This is a genomic window from Citrobacter sp. Cm038 (assembly GCF_030333105.1).
Taxonomy (GTDB): Bacteria; Pseudomonadota; Gammaproteobacteria; order Enterobacterales; family Enterobacteriaceae; genus Citrobacter; species Citrobacter murliniae.
This window is the reverse complement of record NZ_JAOWGO010000022.1, coordinates 657,876-670,663: the sequence shown is the minus strand read 5'-3', so window position 1 is coordinate 670,663 and position 12,788 is coordinate 657,876. Positions and strand designations below refer to the sequence as shown.

The window sequence follows — 12,788 nt, the reverse complement described above, 5'->3', positions numbered from 1 at the left end:
GGCGTTAAAGCGCCTGGGTGAAAGTACGTGAAATAACATCCTGCTGCTGCTCACGGGTGAGCGCATTAAAGCGCACCGCATAGCCAGACACGCGGATCGTCAGGTTCGGATAGTTTTCCGGGTGCTCAATCGCATCCATCAGCATTTCGCGGTTCATGACGTTAACGTTCAGGTGCTGCCCGCCTTCGACATGCGCTTCATGATGGAAGTAACCGTCCAACAGACCGACCAGGTTGGTTTTACGCACGCTATCTTCTTTGCCCAGCGCCGCCGGCACAATGGAGAAGGTGTACGAGATACCATCTTTGGCATAGGTAAATGGCAGTTTGGCAACTGAGGTTAACGACGCAACGGCACCTTTGCGATCGCGACCGTGCATCGGGTTTGCCCCTGGTGCAAACGGAGTACCTGCGCGACGTCCGTCCGGCGTGTTGCCGGTTTTCTGTCCGTACACCACGTTGGAGGTGATGGTCAGAATAGACTGCGTCGGTACCGCGTTACGATAGGTCGGTAACACTTTAATTTTCTTCATAAAGCGTTCAACCAAATCGCAGGCAATACTGTCTACGCGCTCATCATTGTTACCGTACTGCGGATAGTCGCCTTCAATTTCGAAATCGACTGCCAGACCGCTCTCATCACGGATCGGTTTCACTCGCGCATATTTGATAGCCGACAGGGAGTCCGCCGCGACGGAAAGACCCGCCATGCCACATGCCATCGTGCGATAGACATCACGATCGTGCAGCGCCATCAGTGAGGCTTCGTAGCTGTACTTGTCGTGCATATAGTGAATGATGTTCAGCGCACTGATGTACTGCACTGCCAGCCAGTCCATAAAGTGGTCCAGGCTCTCCATCACCGTGTCGTAATCCAGCACATCATCCATCAGCGGAGCCGTTTTCGGACCCACCTGGATTTTCAGCTTCTCATCCACACCGCCATTGATTGCGTACAGCAGCGTTTTAGCGAGGTTGGCACGTGCACCAAAGAACTGCATTTGCTTGCCGATAACCATCGGGCTGACACAGCAGGCGATGGCATAGTCATCGCTGTCAAAGTCAGCACGCATCAGATCGTCGTTTTCATACTGTAAAGATGAAGTGACGATAGAGACCTGTGCAGCATATTTTTTGAATGCAATCGGCAGAGCTTCAGACCACAGTACCGTCAGGTTCGGCTCAGGTGCTGGCCCCATGGTGTGCAGTGTATGCAGGTAGCGGAAGGAGTTTTTCGTGACCAGCGTACGACCATCCAGCCCCATACCGCCAATGACTTCCGTTGCCCAGATAGGATCGCCCGAGAACAGGGTGTCGAATTCCGGTGTACGCAGGAAACGCACCATGCGGATCTTCATAATGAAGTGGTCGATCAGTTCCTGAGCCTGCTGCTCGGTTAAGATCCCGGCTTTGAAGTCGCGCTCAATATAAATATCGAGGAACGATGCGGTACGACCCAAAGACATTGCGCCGCCGTTCTGAGATTTCACCGCTGCCAGATAAGCAAAGTAGACCCACTGCACAGCTTCCTGCGCATTACGCGCCGGACGGGAAATATCGCAACCGTATTTCGCCGCCATTTCCTGCATTTGCAGCAGTGCACGACGATGTTCAGACAGCTCTTCACGCAGGCGAATCGTAGCTTCCAGATTCTGCCCCCACTCCAGATTCGACTGGAGATCGGCAAATTGCAATTCACGTTCACGCACCAGATAGCGGATCCCGTACAGTGCGACGCGGCGATAGTCACCGATGATGCGGCCACGACCATAACCATCCGGCAGACCGGTTAATACACCGGACTTACGGCAGCGCAGCATATCCGGGGAGTAAGCGTCAAATACGCCCTGGTTATGGGTTTTTCGCAGCTCAGTAAACTGGTATTCAAAATCCGCGTCCATCTCACGACCATAGGCATCAAAAGAGCTTTTGATCATGTTAATGCCGCCAAACGGATGTAGGGCACGCTTGAGCGGCTTATCCGTTTGCAGACCAACGATCTTTTCCAGTTCTTGTTCGATATAACCCGCATCGTGTGCGGTAATCGTTGTTGCAATGTTGGTATCGAAATCAACCGGCGCATGCGTCGAGTTTTCAATACGGATGCCCGCCATCACTTTTTCCCACAACGCTGTGGTCGCTGGCGTCGCTTCGGCGAGGAAAGATTCATCCCCTTCATAAGGCGTATAGTTATGCTGAATAAAATCACGGACATTAATTTCTTCTTTCCAGTCCGTACCTTTAAAGCCAAGCCATGCTTCGGCATACAGCATATCGCTGGTATCGATATTTACCTTCATGAAAAATAATCTCTCTACTGAAAATTAATTATGCAAATTCCACTGGTGCGTTAACTTTGCCTAAATTAATGGCATCGAGTGCAATCATTTTCTCTTCATTCGTTGGAATAACAGCGCAAATAGCTCGGGCATCTTTACCTGAAATAATTCGCTCACCGTGGGAATTAGGTAGGCTATTCATATCGCTGTCGATATTCACTCCGAATACGGCCAGATGTTCAATTACCATACGGCGAATTAAGACCGAGTTTTCACCAATTCCACCGGTGAAAATAATCCCATCAAGACGATGAAGCGATGCGGCATGTCCGGCGATATGACGTGCAATACGATGTACAAACGTCTTAATTGCCAACTGCGCACGCTCGTGTCCTTCGTGCCAGGCTTTCTCCAGCGTACGTAAGTCAGAAGACAAACCGGAAATACCCAGTAAGCCAGACTCTTTATTGACCACGCGCTCAAGGTCGCTCAGTGTCTGGTTGGTTTCACTCGCAATCCATGCCATCGCACCAAAATCCACATCACCGCTGCGCGTCCCCATCATCAGACCTTCCAGCGGCGTCATACCCATTGAGGTATCAACGCTTTGCCCATTCCGGACCGCACAGATGGAAGCTCCATTACCCAGGTGAGCGATCACTAAACCAGAATCATCATTCTGAAGGCCGAGAAGCTCATGTGCGCGCTGAGAAACATAGCGGTGCGAGGTGCCATGAAAACCATAACGACGAACCCCCAACTCCTCAAAGTATTTCCACGGTAAACCGTACAGATAGGCTTCAGGTGCCATCGTCTGGTGGAAGCTGGTATCAAATACAGCAACCTGCTGCACTCCCGGGAAAAGATGTTGCGCGGATTCAATCCCGCTCAGGTTCGCATAATTATGTAACGGTGCTAAAGGTGATACCTGGCGAATATTATCGATAACTTCATCAGTAATTATTGCTGACTGCGTAAAGATACTTCCGCCGTGGGCAATGCGGTGGCCAATTAAGGCCACGCTGTCCATTAAATTACGTTTCTCCAGTTCAACTGCAATTGCTTTTAATGCATCTTCGTAGCTGTGGTGAGCCAGCTTAGCTGGCTCTCCTCCATTAATTGCTATGAACGCATTTTCAGAATTAATACCGTCCGCAATTCCCGCCATTAAAACATCACAGTTAGCTGCATCCAGCACTGAGAATTTTATTGAAGATGAACCGCAGTTAATAACCAGTACTACCGGAAACTCATTCATTTCACTACTCCGCTCATCCTGAGCTTAAGGATTAAAACAGTTTGTAGACAATGTTCAGGATGGTCAGCAAACCAATCACGGTAACAAACACGTTATCCAGACGGCCACGGTATTTTGCCAGTGACGGCGCTTTACGGATGGCGTACATCGGCAGCAGGCAGAGCAGTGAGGCGATAATTGGCGCGCCCATCGCTTCAATCAGGTCCAGGATATTCGGGTTGGCATAAGCCACGACCCAGGTGGAACCCATGATGAAGATCATGCTGATGGTGTTGAGCTTGCCCATTGAAACTTTGGTTTTATCGCCTTTGTAACCAAACTTCAGTACCAGACCGTTCAGACCTTCAAGCGTGCCCAGATAGTGGCCGAAGAAAGATTTGAAGATGGCAACCAGTGCGATAATAGAAGCACCGTATTCCAGAATGGTTGCGAAAGTCGATTTCGTACCGGACAGTGAAGCAAAGTGGTTCGCCAGGTAAGAAAGTACCGGAATGTTCTGCGCTTTCGCTTCAGCCATATTAGCCGGAGAGAGGGTAAACAGGCAGCTGAAGGCGAAGAACATCACCACCGCAACCATCAACATACTGGCACGGGAGATGATTTTTGAACATTTCTGCTCGGTAAATTCACGACCAAAATCTTTCTCATACTCTTCACGTTTAGAAACTACGAAGGAAGAGACAATCGGCGAGAAGTTGAAGGAGAACACCATGATGGAAATACCCAGCCATACAGTGACCAGAATACCGTCATGCCCGGTCAGCGCTATATTACTGAGATCCACCTGATCGATAACCGCTGAGTTCCAGTAAGGGATCAGGGACAGAGAGATAAGCACCAGGCTGGCAATAAATGGCCATACCAGGAAGCTCATCACTTTAACCATCAAATCTTTACCAAAATAGATGACGAATGCCATCAACAGCAGCAGGAACAGTGCCACGAAGCCACGGTTAAGCGCTGGCATCTGCAACTGGTTTTCCCAGAAGGTCATAAAGGTGTTGGTAATGGTGACGCCATAAATCCACAACAGTGGGCAAATCGCAAAGAAGTAGAGGAACGTGATAACCACGCCACCTGTTTTACCAAAGTGCTCTTCAACCGTTTCTGTGATGTTACCGGAAGGATTAGAGCCGGAAAGACACAGGCGTGCCAGTGCACGGTGGCAATAGAACGCGATGGGGTACGCTAACACCAACATTAACAGAATGGGGATCAGCCCGCCAAAACCTGCGCGGATAGGGAAGAACAGCACCCCGGCGCCGATGGCTGTACCAAATAAACCCAGTGTCCAGGTGGTGTCCGATTTGCGCCAGGACGATTGTTTTGTCTGGCTGGATACAATGCTATCAGTAGTACTCATATCCTATCCTCAACGAAAATATTAAGCGTCAACTAAACCAGTAATTTGGGATACACGAGAAAGATCGATATTACCACCAGAAATAATGCTAACTGTTTTTCTATTCTGGATATAGCTATCTAATTTCCCGCTTAATAATGCTGCACATGCCAGAGCACCGGCACCTTCAGTCACAACTTTATTTCGCTGAATTAATGCCACCATACTGTTGCGAATTTCATCTTCGCTGACGAGGACAATGTCATCTACCAATTCACGAACGATTTCATAAGTCAAATTACCCGGGCGGGAAACGTCACAACCATCCGCCAGGGTGCCGGTCGTTCGATGCGTGGTTATTTCTCCAGCGTGGAAAGATGCCGCCATGCCGTGAACGTTTTCAGACTGTACGCCAATAATTTTAATTGTCGGGTTGATGGATTTAATTGCTACCGCAATACCAGCAATCAGACCACCGCCGCCAATTGGTACAATCACGTTATCGACATCGTACAGATCTTCCAGAATTTCCAGGCCAATGGTGCCCTGACCGGCGATCACTTTCGGATCATCATAAGGAGGAATAAAGATACGGCCTTCAGTCTCTACAATCTCGCTTACCTTCGCGATAGTGTCGTTGAAGTTGTCGCCGTGCAGCACAACTTCTGCTGAGTAATCGCAGGTTGCAGCCACTTTAGACTTCGGCGCACCTTTTGGCATCACTACTTTGCCATCGATACCGAGCATTGCGCAGGAGAGAGACACCCCTTGCGCATGGTTACCTGCGGAGCAAGCCACCACACCTTTCAGTCTTTCCGCCTCTGTTAATGAACTGAGCTTATTAAAAGCACCACGGATTTTAAATGAGCCAGTACGCTGCATATTTTCAAACTTGAGGAAAATTTCCCCTTTGCAACGTTCACTAAAATAGTTAGAGCGAGGCATTCCCGTTTTATAAATTTTCCCCGCCAGTCTTTTTTTCGCTTCGAGGATATCTTCAATTGCAACTGGGAGATCGTATGTAATGTGCATTAGAACCTCTTACCTGGGTATTAAAGTAAATAGATAGCCGTTACCAACGTCTGATATAGACAGATGGCGTTAATTCCGTATTAAACAAATTCAATCATTAATCAATTTCAATTAACTGCTTTCGTCTATGAGAATTGTAAGATGAATATTCTTTGGCTAATTCAACCAAAATTGATGCTGCTTTTTTTATTCGATAATTTTTAGACCAAACGGCGGCATAACGCGCAACCGGTAAGGATTCTTCTACCGGAATAGTAATAAACTGGTTTGAACCAAATGGAGTGGTCATATCGCAGGGAATTACTGTTAAGAAATCAGCATTGAGAACAAGATTATAAATCGTGACGACGGAGTCTGTTTTAACGATGTTTTCACTGCTGATGCCATTTTTTTGTAACGTGGTAAGAAGTTCGCTGTAGTACCCCATATTCGTTTGTGGCAACACCCACTGTTCGTTTTTCAACGCTTTCAGCGTGGTGATGCCGGTGCATGTTCGGGAGTTACTGGCTACCAGAACGAACTCTGACTCAAAGAGCGGCTCCACATGTAGATCGTGTAGTTTCATCTCATCACTCAGTGTACCAATAGCGAAATCCAGTCGCCCGTCACGAACCGCCGGTAAGAATGAGGATAGCTGAGCCTCATACATGGAAACCTGCGCTTTCGGGAACACCTCTTTAAACTTCTTAATCATGCCGGACATGATGGTAAAGGCAATCAGTGAAGGAAAGCCAAACGACACATCAACAACTGCATTGCCCGTCATGCTGTTCATCTCATCCACCATGTTTTTCATTTCACGGGTAATGGATTCAGACCACGAGAGCATCACCTGACCAGCCTGAGTCAACGTAACGCCTGTATTTTTACGAACCACTAACTCAATACCAAAATAAGCCTCAACATCATTAATGATTTTACTGACAGCAGGTTGAGTTAATCCTAATTCTTTTGCAGCTGAGCCGATAGAACCACTTCTAATGACTTCCTGAAAGACCACTAAGTGCTGTGTTTTAGGGAGAGTAATAGTATTCATATCGACCTGCGTTAATTACTTTGTTGACGGCAGGGAGTGTACCAAATTAAGTGAACAAGGATATGTGCGACCACTCACAAATCCCCTTCACTTACATTTTGTAAGATTATTATAAATCTATTAATCACTTATTAATCAATGCAATACAAAAACGCGATCTCACTTTAACCTGATTTTAATCAAAAAAAGATGGGGGGATAACAAAAATTTATGGCAATAACACACCAGGTTTCTTAGATATTTCAAAAGATCGTGAAAGGCTATATTTCAAGCAATTACAGAGTATTTATCGGGCTGAATTACGCTTAAATTTAATGAGTAACTTATCAAATATAATTATATTTATATCATAATTGTGGTTAAATAATGTTATGGGTCACATTTTTTTGCCCCATATGTTTGTAAAGAAACATTGCATTTATTGATATTTAAACTTATTCATACAATCAATTATCATGCGCAACAATATATTAACACGGTTTTTGCGCAGTTTATCAGCAACTAATTTTGTGATAGCGATCGATTGCGTTCGTTTTCTCTATCAAAAATTACCAAAGGTAGCGTTTTGTGTTAGCCATCACAAAATCAGAAATCTCCCTCGATACATCTCTCTCTAATAGAGGAATCCCGATACGGAAATAAGCAGAAATAAAAAATAGATTCGCAAAGAATTAATGTAGTGCGTTTGCAACGCCTGCCCGTAAATCGACCTGCAGGATAATGGCGCAAACGGCTTGTCCATGCTGCAAAAGCAAAAACCCCGCCGAGGCGGGGTTTTCTTAAAAGTTGAAGCTGACCGATAAGCCGGGTTCTGTCGTGGACAGTCATTCATCTAGGCCAGCAATCGCTCACTGGCTCAAGCAGCCTACCCGGGTTCAGTACGGGCCGTACCTTATGAACCCCTATTTGGCCTTGCTCCGGGTGGAGTTTACCGTGCCACGGACTGTTACCAGCCGCGCGGTGCGCTCTTACCGCACCCTTTCACCCTTACCTGATCCCACTTGCGTGGGCCATCGGCGGTTTGCTCTCTGTTGCACTGGTCGTGGGTTTCCCCCCCAGGCGTTACCTGGCACCCTGCCCTATGGAGCCCGGACTTTCCTCCCCTCCGCCCGTCTCCCCCGAAGAGGACGACGACGAAGCGGCGACTGTCTGGTCAGCTTCGGCGCGCAGTATAGAGGGTTTGCGGGCCAATGTCACCCCGCACTACGCATTCCTATCGCCAGCGTAGCTGCGATGTTTCGTGACGCCCGATAAATATTGTCAAATGCTCCGCAAAACGCCTCTTCCAGCGTACCTATGCTGGTCAATACACTAAATACCGCATCGATACCATATTGATGTACGACGCCTACATCCCGCGTCAGGCTGCCCGCAATACCAATTACTGGTTTGTGGTACTTCTTCGCCACACTGGCCACACCAACCGGTACCTTTCCGTGAACACTCTGGCTGTCGATACGGCCTTCTCCTGTGACCACCAGAGTACAGTCGTGAATATGTTCTTCCAGATTGAGGGCCTGGGTAACAATCTCAATACCGCTGCGCAGCTCTGCACCTAAAAATGCCGTTAATGCCGCCCCCATCCCCCCCGCAGCCCCTGAACCAGGAACGTTCTTCACATCCACTCGCAGCGATTTTTTAATGATATCGGCATAGTGAGAAAGATTACGGTCCAGCTCAATAATACGTTCCTCGGTTGCCCCTTTTTGAGGGCCAAAAATACGGGAAGCGCCCTTGTCACCGGTCAGAGGGTTAGTCACATCGCAGGCAACACGGATAGAACAGTTTTTTAATCGCGGATCCAATCCTGAAATATCAATGCTGTTCAGGCTATTCAGGCAACCGCCGCCGTAGCCAATTTCAGTCCCATTGGCATCGCATAGTTTTGCCCCCAGAGCCTGCACCATGCCCGCTCCACCGTCATTGGTTGCACTGCCGCCAATGCCAATAATGATGCTTTTCGCGCCGCTTTCCAGCGCTTGCAGAATCAATTCTCCAGTGCCACGCGATGTAGTCACTAATGGATTGCGTTTTTCAGGAGGAACCAGAGCCAGCCCACTGGCTGCCGCCATTTCGATAAAAGCAGTTTTACCATCCCCGGACATGCCCCAGCAGGCATTCACTTTTTCGCCCAGCGGGCCAGTCACCAGGGCTGAATGTTTAGTCCCATGGGTGGCGGCAATCATGGCTTCAACCGTCCCTTCACCACCATCGGCAACGGGAACTGAAACATATTGCGCATCGGGAAAGATTTCCCGAAATCCTTTTTCTATCGCCTGAGCGACCTCAATGGCGGAGAGGCTTTCTTTATAAGAGTCTGGGGCAATTACGATTTTCATAGTTATGTAGCCTGACAGTGCCGCGCAAGGCAAGAATTACAGGGCGCGAGAAGGCGCCCTTCTTGTTAGCGAGTGACTTCCACTTTCGCCAGTTTTTCGTAATAGCATGCAAGAGCACTATGATCAGCAGTGCCCAGCCCATCTGCACGTAGCGCCTGCATCATCTCCATGACTGCAGCAGTTAGCGGCAGTTGGGCGCCCACACCATGGGAGGTGTCCAGCGCATTCGCCAGATCTTTTATATGCAGATCAATACGGAAGCCTGGTTTAAAGTTTCTGTCCATTACCATCGGTGCTTTAGCATCCAGCACGGTACTCCCGGCAAGACCGCCACGGATGGCCTGGTATACCAGATCCGGGTTAACGCCTGCTTTGGTCGCCAGCGTCAGTGCTTCAGACATAGCGGCGATGTTCAGCGCGACAATGACCTGGTTTGCCAGCTTGGTTACGTTACCCGCACCGATGTCACCGGTATGCACCACAGAACCCGCCATCGCTTTCAGCAGATCGTAATATTTATCGAAAATCGCTCTATCACCGCCGACCATCACTGACAGCGTGCCATCAATCGCTTTCGGTTCACCACCGCTGACCGGCGCATCCAGCATATCTACGCCTTTCGCTTTCAGCGCTTCGCTGATTTCACGACTTGCTAACGGTGCGATAGAGCTCATGTCGATCAGCACAGTCCCCGGCTTAGCACCTTCAATAATGCCGCCTTCACCCAACGCTACCTCTTTCACGTGCGGCGAGTTTGGCAGCATGGTGATGATCACATCGCACTGTTCAGCAATGGCTTTCGCCGTGGTAGCGGTTTCTGCGCCTGCGGCAATGACTTCCGCAATCGCTTCAGGGTTACGGTCAGCAACCACCAACGAGTAACCTGCCTTGAGGAGGTTTTTACTCATTGGTTTACCCATAATACCGAGGCCAATAAAACCAACTTTCATTGTCATATATTTATCTCTCTATACTGTCGATGGTGGTTATTTCTTAAAGGAATCAGCCAGTTTCTGCGTGGCAGAACGGAACACGCCGAGATCGCTGCCCACGGCAACAAACGTTGCGCCCCAGTCCAGATAACGACGGGCATCCGCTTCTACCGGTGCCAGAATACCGCTTGGCTTACCGTGCGCTTTAGCGCGGGAAAAAATGTGCTGGATAGCCTTCTGCACATCGGGGTGGGACGCATTGCCCAGATGCCCTAACGCAGCAGCCAGATCGCTTGGGCCAACAAAAATACCGTCAACACCTTCAGTTGCAGCGATAGCATCAACGTTATCAACACCCTGCTGACTTTCGATCTGTACGATAATGGTGATGTTCTTATTCGACTGCGCAAAGTAGTCCGGTACGGTGCCGAACATATTGGCACGGTGAGAAACGGATACACCGCGAATACCTTCTGGCGGATAGCGGGTAGACGCCACCGCGCTGACGGCTTCTTCTTCCGTCTCCACAAACGGGATCAGGAAGTTATAGAACCCGATATCCAGCAGACGCTTAATGATCACCGGCTCGTTGGTCGGTACGCGCACTACCGGCGCGCTGGAACTGCCTTTCAGCGCCATCAGTTGCGGAATAAACGTCGAAACATCGTTTGGCGCATGTTCACCGTCCAGTACCAGCCAGTCAAAACCTGCCAGACCTAATACTTCGGTGCTGATGGGACTGGCCAGCGCGGACCAGCAGCCAATTTGAATTTGTTGCGCCGCCAGGGCCGCTTTAAACTTGTTCGGGAAGATTGTGTTATTCATCGCCTATACCTTTGTTTATTTCTGCAATTCCATACGTTTAATGTCACCGACAATAAACAGGTAGCAAACCATCGCCATCAGCGCCGAGCACCCTACAAACATCAGCGCAGCATTAAATGAGTGCAACTCGCTCACCAGATACCCAATTACCAGAGGGGTTACGATAGAAGCGACATTACCAAATACGTTAAAGACTCCACCGCACAGGCCAACAATCTCTTTTGGTGCAGTATCGGAAATCACCGGCCACCCCAGAGCGCCAAAGCCTTTACCAAAGAACGCCAGCGCCATCAATGCAACGACCAGGACGGTATTATCAGTGTAATTACACAGAATAATGGTCGAAGCCAGCAGCATTCCGAGCACAATCGGCAGCTTACGTGCCAGAGTGATACTGAAACCACGTTTAATCAGATAATCAGAGAACACTCCGCCCAGTACACCGCCAGCAAACCCGCAAAGCGCCGGAATTGAGGCAACCAGACCGACTTTCAGAATCGACATGCCTTTTTCCTGCACCAGGTAAATCGGGAACCAGGTCAGGAAGAACCAGGTGATGGTGTTGATAAAGTACTGTCCGAAGAACACCCCCAGCATCATGCGATTGGTCAGCAGTTGCTTGATATAGTGCAATTTCGGGCCACTCGCAGCCGCAGTGCCAGGCTTCTTGTGGTCCATATCCACTACCGCGCCGTTATCAGAGATAAACTTCAGCTCTTCTTGCGACATACGCGGATGATCAGTTGGATTATGGATAAGCTTGACCCACAGCCCGGTCAGGACAAAACCAATCACACCCATCACGGTAAAAACATGTTCCCAGCCCCAGGCGAAGGTCAACCAACCTAACAATGGCGAGAATAGCGCTAGAGAGAAATACTGCGCCGAGTTAAAAATCGCCGATGCCGTGCCACGTTCTTTAGTCGGGAACCAGGCCGCAACAATACGGGCGTTAGCCGGGAAAGAAGGCGCTTCAGAAAAACCAAGCATGAAACGCATGATAAACATTGATATCCCTGCCCAGGCCAGTGGGAACATGTCCACAAAGCCCTGCAGGAAGGTAAACAACGACCAGAAGAACAGACTGTAGGTGTAGACTTTCTTCGAACCAAACTTATCAAGCAGCCAGCCGCCGGGGATTTGCATCAACAAATAGGCCCAGCCGAAGGCGGAGAAAATATAACCCATGGATATGGCGCTTAACTGCAACTCTTTTGCCACTTCGGTACCAGCAATAGATAGCGTCGCACGATCCGCATAGTTAACGGCTGTAACAATAAATATTATCAGCAATATTAAATATCTGGTATGCGTACCTTTCTTTTCCTCTACTACCGTATCCAACATCATTCTATTTACCTCGGGTACATAAAAACATTTTATTATTATTTGGTGGGTATTCGTGGTGATGAATTACCGATAAAAAGATATACGATAATTTATCAGACGCTATTAAACCGTGATTCAGTATAATCAGCTGCGCGCTGTTAATCATTGTGCAAAAGCTCATTTAAGACATACTGTTAAAAGATTATTTTGGTCATATGCACATAATCATGGGCGCTAATGCACACATTTACGTATTGCTATCCCCGATGGCAAGGCTTTCCTGATGTTAAGTGATCCTGGTCACATTCTTCAAATTAAACTCCTGACATTCTTATTTAACGACAAAGAGTCTTTATTACTTATAATTAGATTCAATATACATATTCGCACTATTATCACCACCTGGCTGGAGAATAC

At 48.4% G+C, this 12,788-nt stretch carries 9 protein-coding genes and 1 other RNA gene; all 10 read right to left on the bottom strand.

The features are described from left to right. Positions 1 to 4 precede the first annotated feature (4 nt). Entirely contained in the window at positions 5 to 2,299 is a 2,295-nt protein-coding gene (gene pflB / locus OGY01_RS14510; RefSeq protein ID WP_045447914.1) for a formate C-acetyltransferase, read from the bottom strand. Between the two features lie 28 nt (positions 2,300 to 2,327). Next, positions 2,328 to 3,536, bottom strand: a complete 1,209-nt coding sequence (gene tdcD, locus OGY01_RS14505; protein ID WP_045447917.1) for a propionate kinase — start codon at positions 3,534 to 3,536, stop codon at positions 2,328 to 2,330. 31 nt (positions 3,537 to 3,567) lie between these two features. Further along, complete coding sequence (tdcC, locus tag OGY01_RS14500) at positions 3,568 to 4,899, bottom strand: threonine/serine transporter TdcC (RefSeq protein ID WP_045447919.1); 1,332 nt, start codon at positions 4,897 to 4,899, stop codon at positions 3,568 to 3,570. A gap of 21 nt (positions 4,900 to 4,920) precedes the next feature. Next, on the bottom strand, positions 4,921 to 5,910 hold the full coding sequence (gene tdcB / locus OGY01_RS14495; protein WP_045447921.1) for a bifunctional threonine ammonia-lyase/L-serine ammonia-lyase TdcB: 990 nt from the start codon (positions 5,908 to 5,910) through the stop codon (positions 4,921 to 4,923). Between the two features lie 97 nt (positions 5,911 to 6,007). Then, the gene (tdcA, locus tag OGY01_RS14490) at positions 6,008 to 6,946 is read right to left on the bottom strand and encodes a transcriptional regulator TdcA (protein WP_045447923.1); all 939 of its coding nucleotides are present in this window, start codon (positions 6,944 to 6,946) and stop codon (positions 6,008 to 6,010) included. A 784-nt stretch (positions 6,947 to 7,730) separates the two neighbouring features. After that, positions 7,731 to 8,107, bottom strand: an RNA gene (rnpB, locus tag OGY01_RS14485) — RNase P RNA component class A. A gap of 32 nt (positions 8,108 to 8,139) precedes the next feature. Then, entirely contained in the window at positions 8,140 to 9,285 is a 1,146-nt protein-coding gene (gene garK / locus OGY01_RS14480; protein WP_286493270.1) for a glycerate 2-kinase, read from the bottom strand. A gap of 65 nt (positions 9,286 to 9,350) precedes the next feature. After that, complete coding sequence (gene garR / locus OGY01_RS14475; protein WP_225761427.1) at positions 9,351 to 10,241, bottom strand: 2-hydroxy-3-oxopropionate reductase; 891 nt, start codon at positions 10,239 to 10,241, stop codon at positions 9,351 to 9,353. Positions 10,242 to 10,271: 30 nt separating this feature from the next. After that, entirely contained in the window at positions 10,272 to 11,042 is a 771-nt protein-coding gene (gene garL, locus OGY01_RS14470; RefSeq protein WP_048220501.1) for a 2-dehydro-3-deoxyglucarate aldolase, read from the bottom strand. Positions 11,043 to 11,057: 15 nt separating this feature from the next. Then, positions 11,058 to 12,392 (bottom strand): galactarate/glucarate/glycerate transporter GarP, encoded by a 1,335-nt coding sequence (gene garP / locus OGY01_RS14465; RefSeq protein ID WP_045447935.1) that lies wholly within the window; start codon positions 12,390 to 12,392, stop codon positions 11,058 to 11,060. Between the last annotated feature and the right edge of the window lie 396 nt (positions 12,393 to 12,788).